19 protein-coding genes, 1 tRNA gene and 1 pseudogene are annotated in these 18,309 nt (G+C 39.4%); 18 read left to right on the forward strand and 3 right to left on the reverse strand.

The window, feature by feature from the left end; all coding sequences use genetic code 11:
• Positions 1-17: 17 nt before the first annotated feature.
• A complete protein-coding gene (gene mscL / locus ACFIKD_RS02805) occupies positions 18-425 on the reverse strand; it encodes a large conductance mechanosensitive channel protein MscL (protein ID WP_026500234.1) in 408 nt (135 codons plus the stop codon).
• 1,332 nt (positions 426-1,757) lie between these two features.
• Between mscL and ACFIKD_RS02810 the strand changes: the two genes are divergently transcribed.
• The 18 genes and pseudogenes from ACFIKD_RS02810 to ACFIKD_RS02895 all read left to right on the forward strand — a co-directional run bounded on the left by ACFIKD_RS02810 (position 1,758) and on the right by ACFIKD_RS02895 (position 16,119).
• Complete coding sequence (locus tag ACFIKD_RS02810) at positions 1,758-2,840, forward strand: quinone-dependent dihydroorotate dehydrogenase (protein ID WP_375647169.1); 1,083 nt, start codon at positions 1,758-1,760, stop codon at positions 2,838-2,840.
• A gap of 137 nt (positions 2,841-2,977) precedes the next feature.
• Positions 2,978-3,054: transfer RNA gene (locus tag ACFIKD_RS02815), tRNA-His, on the forward strand.
• Positions 3,055-3,736: 682 nt separating this feature from the next.
• Positions 3,737-3,919, forward strand: coding sequence for a hypothetical protein (locus tag ACFIKD_RS02820; RefSeq protein WP_375647170.1), 183 nt, complete (start codon positions 3,737-3,739; stop codon positions 3,917-3,919).
• 196 nt (positions 3,920-4,115) lie between these two features.
• On the forward strand, positions 4,116-4,907 hold the full coding sequence (locus ACFIKD_RS02825) for a hypothetical protein (RefSeq protein ID WP_375647172.1): 792 nt from the start codon (positions 4,116-4,118) through the stop codon (positions 4,905-4,907).
• A gap of 291 nt (positions 4,908-5,198) precedes the next feature.
• Positions 5,199-6,032, forward strand: a complete 834-nt coding sequence (locus ACFIKD_RS02830) for a hypothetical protein (RefSeq protein ID WP_375647173.1) — start codon at positions 5,199-5,201, stop codon at positions 6,030-6,032.
• Positions 6,025-6,912 (forward strand): hypothetical protein, encoded by an 888-nt coding sequence (locus ACFIKD_RS02835; RefSeq protein WP_375647174.1) that lies wholly within the window; start codon positions 6,025-6,027, stop codon positions 6,910-6,912. Before ACFIKD_RS02830 ends, ACFIKD_RS02835 begins: the two co-directional genes overlap by 8 nt.
• Positions 6,913-6,914: 2 nt before the next feature.
• Positions 6,915-7,829 (forward strand): hypothetical protein, encoded by a 915-nt coding sequence (locus ACFIKD_RS02840; RefSeq protein ID WP_375647176.1) that lies wholly within the window; start codon positions 6,915-6,917, stop codon positions 7,827-7,829.
• Positions 7,830-8,134: 305 nt separating this feature from the next.
• A complete protein-coding gene (locus tag ACFIKD_RS02845) occupies positions 8,135-8,437 on the forward strand; it encodes a hypothetical protein (RefSeq protein ID WP_375647177.1) in 303 nt (100 codons plus the stop codon).
• Positions 8,428-9,249 carry a beta-hydroxyacyl-ACP dehydratase gene (locus tag ACFIKD_RS02850; RefSeq protein WP_375647178.1) on the forward strand — a complete coding sequence of 274 codons (822 nt, stop codon included), beginning with the start codon at positions 8,428-8,430 and terminating at the stop codon, positions 9,247-9,249. The genes ACFIKD_RS02845 and ACFIKD_RS02850 overlap by 10 nt, the downstream gene beginning before the upstream one ends.
• A gap of 146 nt (positions 9,250-9,395) precedes the next feature.
• Entirely contained in the window at positions 9,396-9,794 is a 399-nt protein-coding gene (locus tag ACFIKD_RS02855; protein WP_273787860.1) for a hypothetical protein, read from the forward strand.
• Position 9,795: 1 nt separating this feature from the next.
• Positions 9,796-10,299, forward strand: coding sequence for a hypothetical protein (locus ACFIKD_RS02860; RefSeq protein WP_375647180.1), 504 nt, complete (start codon positions 9,796-9,798; stop codon positions 10,297-10,299).
• A 318-nt stretch (positions 10,300-10,617) separates the two neighbouring features.
• On the forward strand, positions 10,618-10,935 hold the full coding sequence (locus tag ACFIKD_RS02865) for a hypothetical protein (RefSeq protein WP_375628266.1): 318 nt from the start codon (positions 10,618-10,620) through the stop codon (positions 10,933-10,935).
• Positions 10,923-12,266: an MATE family efflux transporter gene (locus tag ACFIKD_RS02870; RefSeq protein WP_375647181.1), complete on the forward strand. Its 1,344-nt coding sequence runs from the start codon at positions 10,923-10,925 to the stop codon at positions 12,264-12,266. The genes ACFIKD_RS02865 and ACFIKD_RS02870 overlap by 13 nt, the downstream gene beginning before the upstream one ends.
• Before the next feature lie 349 nt (positions 12,267-12,615).
• The gene (locus tag ACFIKD_RS02875) at positions 12,616-12,972 is read left to right on the forward strand and encodes an NADPH-dependent FMN reductase (protein WP_375628262.1); all 357 of its coding nucleotides are present in this window, start codon (positions 12,616-12,618) and stop codon (positions 12,970-12,972) included.
• A gap of 633 nt (positions 12,973-13,605) precedes the next feature.
• A complete protein-coding gene (locus tag ACFIKD_RS02880; protein WP_273787866.1) occupies positions 13,606-13,752 on the forward strand; it encodes a hypothetical protein in 147 nt (48 codons plus the stop codon).
• 400 nt (positions 13,753-14,152) lie between these two features.
• Positions 14,153-15,301, forward strand: coding sequence for an MFS transporter (locus tag ACFIKD_RS02885; protein ID WP_375647221.1), 1,149 nt, complete (start codon positions 14,153-14,155; stop codon positions 15,299-15,301).
• Positions 15,302-15,439: 138 nt separating this feature from the next.
• Positions 15,440-15,601, forward strand: coding sequence for a hypothetical protein (locus ACFIKD_RS02890; protein ID WP_375647182.1), 162 nt, complete (start codon positions 15,440-15,442; stop codon positions 15,599-15,601).
• 219 nt (positions 15,602-15,820) lie between these two features.
• Positions 15,821-16,119 (forward strand): annotated as a pseudogene (locus ACFIKD_RS02895) (hypothetical protein).
• A 27-nt stretch (positions 16,120-16,146) separates the two neighbouring features.
• Here ACFIKD_RS02895 and ACFIKD_RS02900 read toward each other — a convergent pair.
• Positions 16,147-16,317: a hypothetical protein gene (locus ACFIKD_RS02900; protein WP_375647184.1), complete on the reverse strand. Its 171-nt coding sequence runs from the start codon at positions 16,315-16,317 to the stop codon at positions 16,147-16,149.
• A gap of 750 nt (positions 16,318-17,067) precedes the next feature.
• A complete protein-coding gene (locus ACFIKD_RS02905) occupies positions 17,068-18,288 on the reverse strand; it encodes an MFS transporter (protein ID WP_375647185.1) in 1,221 nt (406 codons plus the stop codon).
• Between the last annotated feature and the right edge of the window lie 21 nt (positions 18,289-18,309).

The following is an 18,309-nucleotide window of genomic DNA, read 5'->3' on the forward strand; positions in this document are numbered from 1 at the left end:
GTAAATCTTTCATAAAATTATTTTTTCTTAGCCAAAAGATCTCTAATTTCTGTTAAAAGTTGTTCTTCTGAAGACGTTTTTTTTGGGCTTTCTTCTTCTTTTCTACGGATTTTATTCATAGCTTTAACGAATAAAAAAAGAACCCAAGCAATAATGAGAAAATTGATAAGTAAAGTAATAAAGTGTCCATAGCTAATGGTTGCTCCAGCTGCTTTGGCGGCACTCAATGTTGCTTGTTTTTCGCCAGCAAGTTGAATAAACATATTAGAAAAATCAATTCCACCTGTAATCAGTCCAATGATTGGCATAAAAATATCATTGACAATTGAGTTGACCAAGCTACCAAAAGCGCCCCCTATAATCACACCGATAGCAAGATCAATCATATTACCTTTTAGGGCAAATTCTTTGAATTCTTTCAGCATTGCGTTTTCCCCTTTATGTAAGCGATATACGGTAATTTACTTACCGCTTTTGATGAAAAAGGAAAGGGCAGATTTTATTTTTAGGATTATATTACAATATTAATATTATTTTCAAAGAACTTTATAAGGCTTAATAAAGAGCATTAGGGCTCTATTTGAATGTACATAGAACATTTCTGAGAAAAAAGCTTTTTTGATAAAAACTATATCTGCTTTTTTCAACAGAAAGTAGAAAACCGTAGCTTAATTTATATAATTGCCTCAAGATTTTTATGATAACATTAAAAAGAAAGATTTTTACAGAATACCACAAAATGAGCAGCGTTGAAAGTTGAGCTATCAGGACGCTTCTCAGATGAAGTGCATATATTGGTATAACGTATTGTTATAAAAAGAGAATTTGGAAATAAAAAATATATTTCAGCACTGATGGAAGAAATAGATAGATGAGGCAGGAGAAAACTTATAATTTAATTCCTCTTAATTCAGTAAGCGATAATAGCAATTAGGAGGAGGGCATTATGGCTTATCTAAAAGCTATTTTTACTGGGGTGCACGAGCTAAAATGGCGATAATTCTGATGGAAGAAACACATTTCATCTACTGGAAGATTGTATTAGTTTATAAATAGCAGAGCTCTAGGGTTTGCAAGATCATTTTGGTTTGGAAATCGTTGGTATGATAGGTGGGAGTTCAATGATCAACTGTCATTACTTAAACTATATTTTAGACAGAGCACTTATAGATGCAAAATTGTATTTAGCGCATCAGAAATGGCAAAGCAAACAATGCAGTTTCTTCAAAAATTTATCAATAGAGTACAAATGATTGAATATCCTGTTGCTAATAAATAGCGCAACAATAGTATGAATTTAGATAATTTTATGAACCATGTATTCTATAAATGCTAGGAAAAAATAGCTTTATAGAGCAAGCTCTGTTTCTATTGGAAACAATATTACACAAAGGAACTTTGGGAATAGGGATAATTTGCGTGCATTTTTAAGAGAATTATGAGCTTGTCTGCATGAGATGTCACAAAACCATGGCTATAGTGAAGAGCCATTGATGTTTCAATTCATGCTGCATTTTATAAGATTAGGATTCACGTTTTAATCTTTGAAAAATGTCGAAAAAGAAAAACGTTTTTTAAGAATAAAATTTTTTTACACAGTATACATCAATATAAACATGTATGGCTATTATGTGATAAATTTTCTTCTAGAAGGGGAATATTATTTGGATAATATGCTCTCTTTGATTGGTGATCTTTTGTGTTAAAAGATATAGGTGAGGTGCGATGGATTATTTTTATGTTGTGGAGAAGGATTGATGAGTTTGTTTCGTTGTATTGGCCGTTCTGCCTTATTTATGTTGGATCCAGAGCAAGCACACTGTTTAGCGATTCTCGGGCTGAAAAGTGGATTAAATGGCTGTCAAAAGGTTATCGATAAACATTTGTGTGTAACTGTTGCTGGGCTTGAGTTTGAAAATTTTATTGGTCTCGCAGCGGGGTTTGATAAAAATGCAGAGGTTGTGGATGGTATTTTTCGTTTAGGATTTGGTTTTACTGAAATTGGGACAGTGACACCAAAGCCTCAGATTGGAAATCCTAAACCACGGCTTTTTCGTTTAAAAGAAGATGAAGCGATTATTAATAGAATGGGCTTTAATAATGACGGACATCAAGTTGTTTACAACAGATTGCGCGCGTGTAAAAAAACTGGTGTTGTAGGAGTTAACATTGGAGCTAATAAGGATACGGTCGATAAGATTGATGATTATACTGTTGGTATTGCTCATTTTTATGATGTTGCTGATTATTTTACGGTTAATATTTCTTCTCCTAATACACCAGGTTTACGTGATTTACAGTCCCGTGACAGTTTGCATCTTTTGTTGAGTGCAGTTTCGCAAGCGCGAAAGGAGCAAGAGAAAAAGCATGGATTTTCCATTCCCATTTTTTTAAAAATTGCTCCAGATTTATCAGAGAAAGAATTGGATGATATTGCAGAAGAAATAAAACTTTCTGATTTTGATGGACTGATTGTTTCCAATACAACTCTTTCACGCCAAGGTCTTAGCAATAGTCACCTCAGTAATGAAGAGGGGGGGCTTTCTGGACGTCCACTTTTTGAGCGTTCTACTATTGTGCTTGCAAAAATGCGTCAAAAATTAGGGAAGGAGATTGCAATTATTGGTGTTGGCGGTGTAAAGGACGCACAAACCGCTTTGGAAAAAGTAAAAGCTGGTGCAGATTTAATTCAATTATATAGTGGGATGGTTTATGAAGGTCCAAATCTTGCTATAACTATTCTGCAAGAGATTTTGCAGATGATGCAACAAGACGGTGTTGATAACATAAAAGGCTATCGTGATCACAGTCTTGAGCGTTGGGCAAAATTTCCTTTGTAAAAACGCTTTTTTCTTCACAAAAAATTGCGAGATTTTTTTAAAGGGGCTTGCAAACTTTGTTGATTTTCCTTATGTCACATAAGCATAAGAATAAATGTTTACGAAATCGTGAACAGTTATGATACATTTTCTTTTATGCGGTTGTAGCTCAGTTGGTTAGAGCGCTGGTTTGTGGCACCAGAGGTCGTAGGTTCAAATCCCACCAACCGTACCATTTATCTTGTTACAACTTTTCTAATTCTTATTTTGGGCGTTTTGTGAGGCGGTTAAAAGCCGTGCTTGGCGGGATTTTTTTGCGTGTGAGCCGTCACGGAGCAGAGACCTTGCGCGGATGATTTTCCTCAAATTTTGCCCAAAACGGAATGATACGATCAATAATCGCTTGAAATATAAACGGGTTAACTAAATCTATAATTCTGATTGCAATTGCAACAATAAATATCTCTATCAGTATATTTATATACTTTTATTATATTTTGTAAACTAAGAGAATCTTATTCGACTTTCATTATTATTGCTCATAATATAAACCATTAAGTTTAAACACATAAAATAAGTAAGTAAGCATAAATTTACTAAAATATGACATATTTTTGACACAATTACCTTGATTTTGTCAACTATATATTATAAATGCGGACTTGCATGAAAGTGCATTCATATCTCCAGGGGTGTTTCGGTGGTTGATTATGGGTAGGCCATTCTGGCGCGGGGACATAAGTAACCTTGGGGGGGGGGTATCTATACACTAAATTAGAAAATAAATGAGATTTTCAAGTAGTTCGTACGATTATTGCAGTGCCGATAATTTTAGTAGCAAATATAACTCTGGTAGTGCGTTTGGTAGCAAGTATGGTAGTAAGGTTGGCTTCCTGGGTGGTCTTTTCTTAGGAGCAGTGGCATCGCGTAATCCTGTTACTACCATGGCCTCAGCAAGCTTTGGGCAAATTGTAGGCAATGAATTCGGAGACACCATAGGCGGTTATGGTGGTTATGGTGTGGCTGCTGTCCAGTGTGGCACACAGTTTTTGGGTCAATCTATTGCTAATTCAGGTGGTGGGATGTTGATGCACTTTTGATGTAGTTCTTTGGGTTATCCTAAAGCCTAGAATGGTGGTACTGTAAAAGGTGCCACCTTTATGTTTGGAATATTACACAGGAGGAGCTATGGGCGCGTTTGGTTTAGTGCTCGCTTATTTTTGTCTGTGGTTTGGCATGTATCTATTCTTCAAAACTATTGCTATTAATGGAAAAAGCATGTTATACAAGGGGAGCATGGTTGCATTCATAGTGGCGGCATTGGTTGTTCCTCCCATCATATATATCTTTGAGTATATAGACGATGTGTCGATAACATCTTCTCATGTTGCTATAATTATGTTCTTTCTTTCTTTTTGCATTGAATTTATACCCAATATAGTAAACAATATAAAATGCTTTAGTTTGGCCATTATCGCAAGTTGCCCCATTTTTTTCATCGCAGCTGGTTTTATTGTTGTGAGTGATGACCTTCTGTTAGATTTTTTTGATCTGCAGCTTTCGAGCTATATTTATCTGCTTTTCATTATTCCGTTGATGATAGGGGGGGCTCGCTATGTCCTAATTGCTAAAGCTTTGAAGGAAAAATCTATGTCAGTGCTAGATTTAAGCATTTGCATTGGCTGTGGGTTTGCCATAGGCGTCTTTTTTGTGTCATCACTGCTTTTATCAGACCTTCGAGAAATCTATCAACAGATAGGTTTTGCAAACAGGGAGGCAGTGAAAAAAATGTTTGATTATGCGGTGTTTGGTTTTGCTATTCTAACGGGCCAAGTTTTTTTGACATTTTTGATGGTTCTCTTTGTTACTACAAAGAAATATTATTGGTTGGTCCTTGATGTTCTTGCAGAGCTGTTTTTTAGCCTCTTTGTTTCTTATTATGTAGCGTTTGTTCATACAGATGATGACTATAGAATGGTTAGAAATTGGATTTGTTTGATGTTTGTTGTTTATGTGTACGCGCGTTACATTAAATCAAAGAATGTGAAGCTTAGCGTGATTAACCCGTTTAAAAAGAAAACTGAGTGAGAAGACAGGAGGCTATAGTTCTTTGGGTTATCCTAAAGCCTAGAGCAGCCAACCCAGGAGGGGCAGTTTCTGGAGCAATAGTAGGCGGGGTCCCGTGGCGCAGCCGCGGGTATTGCTAAAGCTGGTTGGGATTGTGCTCGCTCTAAGTGGTGAAATTGTTGTTTGACCTGGCTTTTTTAACAAGGTAAAGGCCTTGCTAAGGGGTACACTATCAGCCTCTTAGCAGGGAGTTTTTCTCCCGCAATAATATCTTGGTATGCTTGGGAGGGCAAGGCGCTTTAAGGAAATTATATGTCTGACTTAATTTTTGGAATGCTGCTTAGTTTTGGGATAAGTTCCAGCCCTCGTCTCCTTAAAAACAATGGCTTGTTGGGCGAGCGCGTCATTTTGGGGGGGCTAGCTGGCCTTTCCTGCGCTATCATCTTCGCTTATCCACATAGTGAAAGTGGGCTTACAGACTTATCTTTGCTTTTGGTATGTTATCTTGGCATGCTTTTAATTCTGTACGAGCACTACTTATATAAATATTTAGTTCTTGGATTCTGTGGTGCAGTTGCTGCCTTGTGTATTGGGGCAGGTTTTGTATATTTGAGCTCTTTGTTGCCATTGCCTGCTTTGTCTGCTGCTAATAATAGCCAGCAGCAGGTGGTGCATTACATGAGTTTGGTTGCTGCAAACTATCCCTTTTTTATCCTTTTGATATCAGTTTTAACTGCGGAGCTTTTGCGTTTGTGGTTGCTTCGCGTATATAAGTCAGAATTAGCTGCGCGTGAGGTCCTTTATTTTGGGCTGGGCTGGGGTGTTCTAGACTTATGCTATAAGACCCTCCCAGCTCTTTTTCTTTACTTGAATTACCGTGTTGATAGGGCGCCACAAATGGTGGGCTATGTCGCATTTGAATCTTGTCCACAAGCGATCAGCTATCTTATTGCCGCGGGCATGATTGTATTGATGCATGTTGTAAATACGCGTTTTATGTATCTTGGTTTCCAAGATAAGCGCAAGGTCTATTCCTATCTGCCTTTTGTAATTCATTTTGCGGTTGGTCTTTTGTTTATGTTTGACATTTCTTCAGGCTATGCAATATTAATAAATTCTATTTTTGAGGCTTGCAATAATGCTTGACAAATTGACATTATCTGTTATCGGCGCCGTTTTTTGTCTGGTGCTGATTATTTTTCCTTTGATGAAGAAAAAAACATTGGTTGAACATTTGGTTTTCTTGCTCGTTGTTTTGTGTCTTGTTTTTCTTTATGTTTATGGCGCTACGAGTTATTTTCCTTATTATGTTTTGGCGCTTTCGCTTATATTGGGGTACCGCTGGTTACTCTCTTTGGTTAAAACGTTTAAAGGCACGAAGGCGATTATTGGGGCAAGCGCTGGTTGTTATGTGCTTTTGATTTTTTTTCTATACGGCTTTATGCGTATGATAGGCAGTTTGATTTTAGATTTTTCTGCTTATAGTACGCCTAATATTGTTTTTGCTGTTGGTCTATTCCCTATAGGCATGGCGATTATGCAGTTTTTTTTGCTCTCTCATTGGGTGGCAGAAGATAATGGCAATGGTGTAGAGGCAGCACTGGGTGTGGGAATGGGGATTTGGGGGGCTGCTATAGGGCTTGCACTGCTTACATCTCTACCAGAAGCTGTGAAAATCCTAAAAGGGGCTTTTAGTCTTGATAGGGATGCCTTACTTTCTTTACTTGAGACGGTAATATATTATACGTTTATTATAGGTCTGAATCTTTTATCAACTTTTTTAATTCTTGTGGTTTGCCTTGACAAGAAATGGCGTTTTTTTGTTCTTATCCTGCTTTTACAATGCTTGGCGGCTTGGGCGCGCTTTTCATGGCGGGCCGCTGAGCCAGAACTTCTTGCAATTGGGCATTATACAATCGCTACTATTCTTATGTTTGCTCTTATGCGGCAAATTTATGATTTTGTGCAAGACAGATTATCCATGAAGAAAAATAGCAGTTACGCTTTAGTAAATGAGGGGGCATAATAATGTTGGTTTTATTTATTACTTCGCTTCTCGCAGGCCTTATTTATGGCGCTGTCATTTATAATTTTTTTCGCTCTACATTTAGTTGGATAAATGTGCTGTTGAGCGGCATAGTTTTTGGGGTGATTGTTCTGTTAGTATGGCGTTACTCGGAAACAGAACATAAACTTGATGCCTTACGTTTACTGCAAGTGCTTGGCGTTGTTTTTCTTCTATGTGTGTTTCATCATTTTCTGAAGTTCAAATTGGTTGTCGCTGGTGCTGTGGGATGGTTTGTTGCTAGCTGCATTGCTGGCGGGTTTATTGCTTTTTGGAAGCAATCTGTAATAAAAACGCTTTATATGATGAGTATTGTTGAAACCAAGAGTCGTGCAGAGCAGGGGCTGGCGCTTGTTTTTTTATTTTTAACATTTACGGTTTTTTTTGTTGTAGCAGAAGAAGCTATGCGTCGTTGGTTAGTTACTAAGTTTTATCGGTGCTCGCCTAGTTTTTTGTGGCGTTTGCCGCTGAATATTGGCATAGGCTGGGGTTTATGCGAATTAGTTCATAAGGCGCTAGGGCCTTTCCTTGTTTATAATGGTTGGCCTATTCGATCTAGCTTATTAGCCAATGAGTATGTAATTTTTTATTCCTGGACGCAAGCGAGTATTTTTTTGTGTGCTTTAATGAGCGTCATACTCATGCATATTTTCAATACATGCTTGGCGTATCGTGGTGTTGTTACGCGCTCTAAATTTTATGCGTGTGCGCCTTTTTTTGTCCACGCTATTGTTAACTGTTTCGGTGCAACAGTGCTGGTTACAGAGAAGGTTTGGTTTAATGTTGGGGGCAGCTTGTTTATTCTACTTTGTGTGATGTTGTTCGTATATTTTGAAAGCAAAAATCCTTTAATACAAAACATAAAATTGCGCGCTTAAAGTGTTGTAGAGTGATGAATAACTTTGCGTACTCTAAGTATGGCTAGAGAGCCTGATACGCGCTTTCTGTTCTGCAAAAAAATAGAGAAGGTTAGCACCGACGTAACGCGTCCAGTACCAAGAGCGACGTCATTTCTGCACTAATCGGTGGGTTTTGTGCCACTGGCCACGCGCATATGGGAGCCTAAAAATATGCTATCATGCGACTTTCTAGTGTCCTCCATGAGATTGAAGCTGGGAATCTTGAGGCGGTGGTAACGCATTATTGCAAAAACAAACCCTGGCTAGGGTTTGGTCATCCGATTATGCAACGGGATGTCCGGGTTGATTTCTTTTTTTCGCGCTTTCAGGCGCCTATGCGCCCCTTCAGTTCGCTTGCGCGATCTATTTTGGACAATACAGGACTGCAACCCAATGTCGATTTTCTAATTGCAAGCATCATGAGCAAACATCGGGCTTCTCCTGAGCTGGGATTGTTGGCTTTTTTCGTTTGTCGTATGCCGATACTTCTCGCGCACTATCAAGCGCGGTTTAGTGCTCATTCCTTCGGTTTATCATCAAAGGATTTAAGAAAAAAATATAAAAAGGTCCCCCAATTATGGCTATAAAGCATCGCACCAAGCCAAATTTCTTGGGTATATGTCAGAATATCATTTTAACTGCACCGATGCGTGCTTGCGGGCAAATCGATATTTCTCACTGGAATTTAGCCCATAACTATTTGAAACAGGGCTTGTTACTCGAAGCCTTGCATCAGTTTTCAGTTCGATTCGCTACCGTGGTGGCTAAAAACTCGGATCTCACTTATCGCTATCTCCCTGTTATAGTTGAACAGTTTTTCTCTACCACCCATTTTGATAGCGATCGGTTACGCGTTGAAGGACATATTGAACGCATTAATGAGGCCTACCGTATTCACTGTAAGGTCAGCCCATACGGCAATGGCAGGGCCGTTATTGCGCAGGCAATCATCATGGTCAGTAAGGTCTACTTCCTTATGGTCAGTAAGGTCTGCTTTCCTAGCTCGTGTTCTGAGAAAGCCGCTCTTCCATTACTAGGCGATTTATGTAAGATTTCCTCCGTAACCGGAGATTCTTGTACTTTTTCCTTTAATGCGCATCACCCGCTTTTTGAGGAACATTTCCTCTCCCGCGCCGTATGTCCTGGTTCACTATTGATTGAGATGGTTCTGGCTTTGATCACGCAGGGTAGGGCGAAAAATATCGCATCTGTTGCGCTGAAAAAAGTAAAGTTCATTGAAGCAGTTTATTCGGAAGATACCTATCAGTTGACCATTAAACAGGATACAAAGTGTGAACCGGGTGGCGTTTTTTATATTCATACGGAAACTAAAAAACGAAGCACTTGCGGTAAGTTTTCTATCAAATATAAAAAGGAGGATGCGTCATGTTTAACATAATAATCTCTTTTATTCCGTGGAGTATTTACTCCTGGGTTATCAATGGAAACGTTTTAACTCTGGTCGAACGCTCTCTCATCTTGACTGTGCTTTTATTATTAATTATTGCTCTGAATATTAAATTTATCCGACAGGGAGAACCCGTGATGATTACGAACATTCTGACATTTATTGTCCTGTTTGTTAATTATTTCGCTGGATGGTCTACACTTTTACTGAACTACCCCACAGTTTTTTGCTATCTGTCACTTGCTCTGGTTTCATTGATGAGCTTGCTGGTAAAGAAACCCTTTACCATTTTTTATGCTCCTGCTGGTGTTTCTGAAGAAAAACGCAAACATATCCTCTTTTATCTCATCAATAAATATATTACATGGATTTGGGTCATCATCTTTTTTGCCAATGGTCTTCTCGGGGCTTTTTTTACATGCTCCCCCCAGCTTTGGTTGGTCACTATGGGTTTAATTTGGGTCGGTATTCTTTTTTCTAAATATCTTCCTAACATCATACAATATTTTTATCGCGTCAAACATCATGGAGCATAATATGTCATTGTTTAACATTCTGACTGGAACCCCTTCATGGGCCTGGATTTTACTTATTTTTCTCATCGCGAGGGGAATAATCGCATTGAAAGATAGAGAAATGAAGGTTTACCGCCTTTTTCTATTGCCGATAATCTTTCTTTTTTTGGGCGCAAGCGATGTGATTAAAGAGCTGGCGTTCCCGCGCTGGGGAGCAGTCTCAATGTTGGCGGGGCTGATGATCGGCGTTGGCGTTGGCTGGTTGCTCTGGCGTGCCACTCCGCGTTTAAAAATCAAAGAGGGAACGGATTTAATTATTCGGCCTGGTACGCCGTTGACGCTGACATTTATTCTTATCGCTTTTGTCATCAAATTCATATTGATTGCTTTTCTCAAGATTGAACCTGATTTGAAATATGCCTTTGATTTTAACCTTCTTTTTGGTCTTTTAAGTGGGTTTACCGATGGTGTGTTCTGGGGCAGCACATTAAATTTATATATAACGTTTCGAAAAAATATAAATTAGTTCCTATATCCTTAGCTGTTAATGCTTCTGTCAAGTATTATGATACAGAAGCGTTCGCTATTTTACGTTGAAACTGCGGCTGCCATACGACTAAGTGGCTTTACGCCTGAGTATGCAAGAGCGGCAGAGTTTGTACAGTCTACGCCATAATATGTGGAGCACTCTTGCGGGAATGAGTGCATTATTATTGCGATATACATGTAACCTTCTAGCTAATATTATATTAGTAAGGCTGTTTTTTGAAGCCGCTTGTAATTACGGTGTGTTTTTAAAGAGAAGGTTCGAACGATGTATCTCTTGCAGTACCAAAAGATTTTATTGAAAATACTGAAAATGGATGTGCAAGACGAACAAACGCTTGCTAAGAATATTGTATCAACAACTGTAGCTGCTTGGGGGCATAATGTTGTACAAAAAAATGCATGGTATGAAGTCCAAAAAACGAATAAAGGCGCATTGCGCTTCTCCTTTAAGAACTGGGCATCTCCTCTTAGTTTAATGAGTTCTCATTATGCATCCTTTACACAAGATTTGCGACGGAAAGACTTTACGGAAAAAATCAATGCGTTTTGTTTAAAAGATCCGAGCTTAATACACCCTTCAATATGGAAGGGGATTTCACAATGTTTGTTGTGATGAAGCAATTGCTATCTCTTGGCATACCACTGGCTGTTGGGTTTATCTCTCAGATGATGATTTCCTTCACAGATGCAGCGCTTGTGGCACATTTAGGCATTCAAGCCTTGAGTGGTACAATGTTGGCTCTGAGTATGTTTAGTTTTGTTATGTTGTTGGGGCTAGGTATTATTACCGCGGTTGCACCAAAACTTGCAGAAAGCTTTCGCAGACAAGATAGATATGCATTGAAGGCATGGTTTGATCAAGGAATATGGCTTTCCCTTTTGATTGGAATGGTGAGTGCTATTATTTTACTCAATACGAGGAATATTTTGTGTCTTCTTGGTCAAGATGAGGCAATTGCTCATATAGCGCAGGAATATAACAGGGGCGCTGCGATAGGAGTGGTGTTTTTTTATCTTTATGTGAATAGCCGCGGATTATTGTCCGCAATTGGTAATCCCAAGCCCTTAACTTGGATTATGCTTACTGCTATCCTCGTGAATTTTCTTATCTCTTGGCTGCTTATTTTTGGTATAGGTCCTGCAAGCGGCTTCGGTGTCTTTGGTGCTGGAATTGCGAGTAGTTTGATCCGTATTTTAATTGTTATTGCAGCGGCAATAATTCTGGCTCGCAATTCTGCTTTTCATTCCTTTCACTTGAATTATTTGAGACCAAAGTTAGAAATTTCACGAATAATAAAATTACTGCGAGTAGGGCTCCCCATTGGTATACGTATTCTTATTGCGGAGGGCTTTCCTTCTGTCATTGCATTTATGATTACGGCTTATGGGGTCCAAGCTTTAGCCGCGCATACGATTGGGATGCGTCTCGATATGCTTATTTCTGTGGTGGCTTTGGGAATTTCCAGCGCAGCCGCAACAATAGCAGCGTGGAATAGAGCAGATGGGAATAATATGGCTCTAAAACAGTTGCGTATGAGTGTCACAGTTTTTGCTGTAGCTTATGTCTTGTTTTTATCAGGAGTTGTTTATCTCTCTTATGAATTTATCCTTACAACCATCTTTGATATTTCTTCAGACAGCGTTGTTGTTTCCTCTTGGGAGTTGCTTCCGCTCATCTTATTGTCTTTTGCTTTTGGCACTTTAGGAGCTATGCTCAATGGCATACTTGTGGGCTTGCTTGATACGTTTTGGTCAACAATTGTTGTAGCAATAAGCTATTGGGGGATAGGCTTATTTGGGGGGACGCTCATGGCGCATTTTTTTGAATATGGCTTTATTGGCTATTGGCTTGGCATGATTGGCGCAAGCTTAATCGTTTCTATCTTTAATTATATGCGCGTGGGGTATTTAATAAAACGCAATCCTATGTTTGGGGCGAAGTGAGTGTTACAAAAGCGCTTGTAAAGCACTAGCTGTGAAGGCATAGCTAACTCACCATCCATAGAGGACGTTTTACTTCTATGGAGATAACAATATAGGTTACAAAACTTTCTTAATCTTGAAAAGAAGTGCCTTTGATTGTAGCCTCAATAGTCTTTATTGAATTTTTAAAATAATATGGATTTATTAAAATCATTCGGCTTCAATTTAAGAGTAAGTTCGGTAGATTAGAACAATTTAATACTGTAAAAAAGGACTAGAAAAAGCATGCTTATATTTATACGCGGTTGAAGAGTCATTTAAAAAAGTTATTGTTTTTATAAGTCATTACATTACAATCAGCGGTGCTGAAGTGCATGCATTTGTTAAAACAATCGCAGCCGCTAACGGTGTTATTCTTGCAAATCCTGTTTATCACAGGTCTTATTCAGAGATTTTGAAGAACGCTTTTGATAATTTAGATTGTAATGCTTTTTTGGATAAAGCTGTTGGTCTTTTCTCTCATGGCAGTACAGCAAAAAATGCGCTACTGTCATGTGAATATTTGATACCAGTTGTGCATACGCTTTATGGACAAGCTCTGCGATATCAAGTTGCTTTGGCTAAAGGTGATTTTGCGTCTGAGAATGCAGGCCGTACATGGAGACTGAACAGCGAAGATGTACGGGCTCGCTGCGCACATCTTGTTGATGAAATGTATAAATTTTAAAATAATAAGGGTGGAGGATATGATCAAGAATGATAAGAAATACCGTTAGTTAGTCGTTGGTGGTACAGGAATATTGGCTCCCTTTTGCCGGTCATTAGGGCTGAACAACGTGATTATCGCAGCGTGTTTTCGTTCTCATCAATCCAAAATTGAGCTATTTCAGACAAGGGCTAAATGTGTATTTTGGGATTATTATTGTAATACGCTACAAGCACAATTTTTAAAAGGGGCACCCCTATGAACGGGCTTGAAATATTGCATATTATGGAGGGTATTCGCCTGCACATGTATTTTTGTGTAGATTGATTAAGCGGCTAGCCTTCTTATCGAAGCCGCCGCGTGTTATTCATGTTTTTGGCTCTAATGCAGAGGGTAAAATAATCGCTGGATGTGCGCATCATAATAAGATTGCTTCTACATCTGTAAAATTATGTCGGAAAAAGCAAACAAATGGCTTGCGGTAGTCAACGAGAAAAGTGTTTATGATCATGTGATTTGTGAGAACCGTATTGAGAAAGAGTTTGTGCAAAATCTCGATAATGCCCCTGATGTAAGATTATTTTTTTAATTGCCAAGGAGTTTTAAAATTGCAACGCTAATTGGCTCTTACACCAGATTGGGCGGTATTAGAGCATGAGAGCGAACAAAACGCATTTTGCGACGCTTGAAATGGGTTTTGAGTGTAGTGCACAGCCAGTGACAAATTGGTGTGAATATAAGCGTACTTTGCCCGAAGCGGCGCATGAGTTTCCAAGTGCTGCGGTGGTTGTTGCAGAATGATTGGTGCATGAAATACTTAACGTGAGCGCGGGGAGGACAGCCAAACTTTTTATATCAAGATAATAAATTGACAAAAGGTGGCTACAAAGTAGCTATAATCCACACTTCTAATATAGGAGGTAAAGTTATGAAAACTAAAAATATATGTATAAACAACTGAAAAAATCAAATTAAGCGGGGTGATGTTACTGTGCTCAAAGCCCGAGCAAGTGAGCAGAAAATGGCTGCTCGAAGCTCCCTTCTGAATTGAGGTTTTAGAATATATAAAGCTGGCAGCTTTATAGCCTTTGGATATATTAATGACGATAGATTATGAAGTTAAAAAGTTGCTCTATGGCTGTGCGGCAATGAGTGGGGTTCGGCTGATTACAGGTTCCTTCCATGCTTTTTTTTCTTGTCTATGGGCGTTAGCATAACACAGTTAGCTTTATTGCAAATTGTGTTTAGCGTAGCTATTTGTATTTTTGAAGTGCCTTGTGGGATTTTAGGAGATAAAATCGGCGTTAAACAAAATGTTATCTTATCATGTTTCTTTTTTTCGCTCTTCTTCTTTTTATGTATCTACGCGCCTAATCTTTCTGTCTTAATTCCGGCAGAAATTATTTATGCTTTAGGCTTTGCTTTATGTTCTGGTGCTGATAGCACATGGATTAAAGGCTTAATCGACGGCAGTGGTTACAAGGGTCGTTTGATTTACCACCAAGTAAACGCCTATAAGCGGGAACTAACGGCATTCATGAATACGGTTGCTGGTGCTCTAGGTGTTCTTATTGTTTTGTGTATGGATAATTATCAGTCGGCATATTATTTTTGTTCTTTCGGATTTCTCGTGCTTGTATTCTTGTTTAGTCGGGTGACGGGGATAGGTATTGCATCCGTTTCGGATAGCCAGCCAATAGACTCAGGTTCTTTGTTGCATGCAACAGAAGCTTTTGCTTATTTAGTTACCTCAAAAATCGGGTTATATTATATATTGATATGTGGTTTTATTGTTGCCGCATTGCAGCCAATATTTCATTTTTGGCAACCTTTTATTTTGGGACAAACAGGAGTATTAGACAATGCAACAGGAAAGACTAAAATTCTTATTCTTGGCCTGTGCTTTGTGTCTTATACTCTCGTAAAATACTTATTTAATCGCTTTGTAATTAAATATCTTATGCAAAAATACGCTCCTATGGCGATAACTTTGTACTCACTAGTCCTGAGTGCTGTTGTTATGCTTGCTCTGCTTCTCGTTGCAAACAGTTGGGCCCCCATTATTTTATTCACCATATTTCACAGTTTTTTTTCTGTCCCTGTGACGCAGTTTGAAGCAGAATTTTTTAAACATATTCAACAAAAGAATGCAAATACGGTTTTATCCATTGTTAGTTTTCTTGCACGTATTTTTGGTATTTTAGCGCTTGTGCTGATTGGTTGGTTGGCGAACAATGTTTGTATAGAAGCAGCTTTTTGTTTCACCTTGCTTTGTATATGTTTAATTATCCCGCTTAATTTGGCTTGGCTTTATGCTGATAAAAAGTTAATAAAAGACGAGAAGGTTTGAAAGTGAAGATACTGTTGAATAGGGACTTGCCTATGACTTACATAAAGACACAGGAAAAAAATAGTGTGTGGGTCACCTTATATGGATTGAGTCGAAATTAAGAGCTGTCCATCGTTTTTAGTAGAGATGCTTACCGATTTGAATGCGCCAAATGATTGTGCGGCTATTAGCCAGAAATATCGCGAACGAGCATATCAAGAAGCTTGTGATATTGATGTTTTGTTAAATAGTGGGCGCGTATTAGATTTTGCAAAAAAAAACGCAAGCTTTTTTAGAGTGCGCGGAGGAAATCCTCGATAAAGCGTATGTCAATCTTACTATTGCTGGTATTAAATATTTAAAACTAGCTGGCCAAGACTATAGTGTGCAAGAATGTTTTGCAAGTAGCTAACTTTTGGCGAATTTAGAGCGTACAGCTCTGGTGAGTGAGAAGAGTGTATATGATCATGTGGTTTATAATTGAGAAAGAATTTGCGCAAAATTAATGATAATGCCTCCGAAGTAAAATTATTTTTTTAATTGCCAAGGAGCTTTAAAATCATGACGCTCGTAGGCTCTTACACGCCGGATTTTGGGGTGTTTAAGAGTGAGAAGGCGCGCAAAAGCTTTATTTTGTACTGGAAACAAAAGGAACGAATAGCGAGTTTGATTTGTGCCTTAAAGAAATGCTGAAGATTAAATGCGGCAAGGCGCATTTTACCGCCCTTGATACTGGTGTGGTGTTTAACGAGGCACCGGTGATGAGTGGGCGCGATTCTAAGCGGGGGATGGTGGTAGAGAAAGTGGGGGGCTGTGGTAGGAGCGGGCGGCACGAATGACGCTGTCTTTAGTTGCGTACCGCCAAGCTAATTTTGTGCTTTGCGAAATTCGCCAAGGCTTTTGGACGTACCGCGTAATAAAATCTTATGAATATTATGCAGAAGGCGCGCAGAAATGGGTGATTGCGTGTCTAGCTTCCCAATGTCGTAATTAAGTACAGCCACATAATGAGATAGCTCTTCAATATCATCAGTCACACTGATACTTTTTCTTTATTTTCAAACAATAATAGGTCAGATGGTAACGATTATGTCCTTTCTATCTGAGAAAAGAGTAGCACCGCTTGCGTATATGCACGAGTAAAAGTCAATCAACATTGGTCTGAGGTAAAAAACGCCAATTATTTCTAATACACCTAAGGATTTCATAGCTTGCTCTAACGGTTTATATAAAGCCGCCATTTTAAAAGGTGGATTGGGTGGCAAATTTATTGGGATATAGGCTTTATGAATCTCTCGAACTAAGCTTTCTACTATGCAGGTCCTAAGGCGTGATTGCATATATGGTCGCATCTGTTGCTGCGTTGTGTAGGCAGAGATCCTAAATTAGGAAAGGAGGGCTGCTCTTTTAATTACAAAGGAAGAATACGGCGCGTAAGTGCAGCAAAATGTATTTTGAGGAGCAGTAAAGGGGTGAGGCATTTGATGTCCAGCGGGTGACGGATTAATTGGAGTATAAGTGGGCATTGCTAGGGTGGAGTTTTTAGTTAAGAATTGCGCTCCGTACGCTATAAGCTCTCTGCATTCTTCATATAGGCGTTGAGATCATCGCCCAATGCAACGTAAAGGGGCTATTTTGCCTTTAACGCTTGTTTGGCTGCTTCCATTAGTGCCGCTGGCTCTATCAGCAATTACGGTGATAATTTCCTCGTCCAAAGAACAGATCAATCGATTGCGTAATAGGGTATATGTGCCTTTTTTGACCGTGTCTTTTTTAAAAAGCAGCTGTTACCTCGTGGCAGGGTTGGGTGTGTCTATATGATCAGCCTGCCAAAGAAAAGGAAGCGTTATCGCGATAGCCACCAATAGTAGTCCAGCGATAAAGGCGGCAGCAAACTGCAATGATATAAAAGAACCAAAGACGCCGACCAAAAAGCTTCCGACCGGTGTTCCAGCATAGCCTATCACTCGAAAAGCAGAATTAGCTCGCCCGAGAAGTTGCTTTGGTGTGAGGCGCTGCCTGAAGGCGGTAACACCAATAAACCATAAGCTTGCTCCAACGCCAGCGATAAAGGTGACGCCCCATACGACGACAGCACTTTTTGAAAAGGCTGGAATCAGCAGCAAGATAACCGTTCCTAAACCGTCAGTGAGAACAGCTAGGCGCACCGGTGCATAGCGTATACGCGGCGCAAATAGGGCGCCTGCCATTGTTCCAAGCGCGTAGGCCGCAAACATCACGCCATATTGGCTGCTATGTAGGCCCAGATACCGACTGTCGGTAACGAAGAAGATGAACGAGGTTAGGAATGCTCCAAATACCACCGATAGAAAGAATGTGAGTAATGTAAGGGAGGTAAGATGCCGATTTGAAAAAATGAAACGAAAGCCGGCAATGATATAACGGAAAGTGATGTTTTCTTTATCAGGTGTTGGCGATGTCGGAACAGCACGGCGAGCGGTAAAAATCAATGTGATAAAAAGCACGATTAAAAGGCCAAGAAATAGCAGTGTGCTATGCGCTAAAATGCTGCTTGTTATGACAGGGGCAAGAAAATAGGAGACCCCGAAATCTAAAAACAAGACAATAGAGTAGAAGGTCATCAATCGCTCTCCCTCCATGATAAGTGGTGGAATCGTCATTATATAAGCTTCGGCAGAAACGACGATGAATCCAGCAATGGTTGCATAGAAGAAAATTTGTTCGGCTGGAGCAATCTGTATCATGAGCAGTACGAACAGGACAATATGCAGTAGCATGAAGATGAAGAGAGCCGAGGTGGCAAGTTTTATTTTGTCGCAGCGATCAAGTAAAATGCCTGCAAGGATGCCGAAAATTGGCCACGCTAATGAAAAGAGACCTTGCGCCCAACTTACTCCGACTACGCCATATCCAGATTGTCTTGCTAATAGCGGGATGGCAGTGCGCAAAGCACCGCTGAGTAAGGCGAGCAGACTAACGGTTAGGCAAAAATAGCGTATGTTCTTGTTGGCAAAAAGCGTGAACATTCTGTTCTCCTTAACGTGAAC

The organism is Bartonella sp. CR84HXZ, assembly GCF_042194535.1.
Classification (GTDB): domain Bacteria; phylum Pseudomonadota; class Alphaproteobacteria; order Rhizobiales; family Rhizobiaceae; genus Bartonella; species Bartonella grahamii.

Excerpts from the sequence above, each read along its gene's own strand:
- ACFIKD_RS02825 (WP_375647172.1), top strand. The coding sequence starts at position 4,116 with ATGGTTGCATTCATAGTGGCGGCATTGGTTGTTCCTCCCATCATATAT.
- mscL (WP_026500234.1), bottom strand. The coding sequence starts at position 425 with ATGCTGAAAGAATTCAAAGAATTTGCCCTAAAAGGTAATATGATTGAT.
- ACFIKD_RS02835 (WP_375647174.1), top strand. The coding sequence starts at position 6,025 with ATGCTTGACAAATTGACATTATCTGTTATCGGCGCCGTTTTTTGTCTG.
- ACFIKD_RS02855 (WP_273787860.1), top strand. The coding sequence starts at position 9,396 with ATGATTACGAACATTCTGACATTTATTGTCCTGTTTGTTAATTATTTC.
- ACFIKD_RS02845 (WP_375647177.1), top strand. The coding sequence starts at position 8,135 with ATGCAACGGGATGTCCGGGTTGATTTCTTTTTTTCGCGCTTTCAGGCG.
- ACFIKD_RS02870 (WP_375647181.1), top strand. The coding sequence starts at position 10,923 with ATGTTTGTTGTGATGAAGCAATTGCTATCTCTTGGCATACCACTGGCT.
- ACFIKD_RS02830 (WP_375647173.1), top strand. The coding sequence starts at position 5,199 with ATGTCTGACTTAATTTTTGGAATGCTGCTTAGTTTTGGGATAAGTTCC.
- ACFIKD_RS02840 (WP_375647176.1), top strand. The coding sequence starts at position 6,915 with ATGTTGGTTTTATTTATTACTTCGCTTCTCGCAGGCCTTATTTATGGC.
- ACFIKD_RS02860 (WP_375647180.1), top strand. The coding sequence starts at position 9,796 with ATGTCATTGTTTAACATTCTGACTGGAACCCCTTCATGGGCCTGGATT.
- ACFIKD_RS02905 (WP_375647185.1), bottom strand. The coding sequence starts at position 18,288 with ATGTTCACGCTTTTTGCCAACAAGAACATACGCTATTTTTGCCTAACC.
- ACFIKD_RS02880 (WP_273787866.1), top strand. The coding sequence starts at position 13,606 with ATGAGAGCGAACAAAACGCATTTTGCGACGCTTGAAATGGGTTTTGAG.
- ACFIKD_RS02810 (WP_375647169.1), top strand. The coding sequence starts at position 1,758 with ATGAGTTTGTTTCGTTGTATTGGCCGTTCTGCCTTATTTATGTTGGAT.
- ACFIKD_RS02885 (WP_375647221.1), top strand. The coding sequence starts at position 14,153 with ATGGGCGTTAGCATAACACAGTTAGCTTTATTGCAAATTGTGTTTAGC.
- ACFIKD_RS02850 (WP_375647178.1), top strand. The coding sequence starts at position 8,428 with ATGGCTATAAAGCATCGCACCAAGCCAAATTTCTTGGGTATATGTCAG.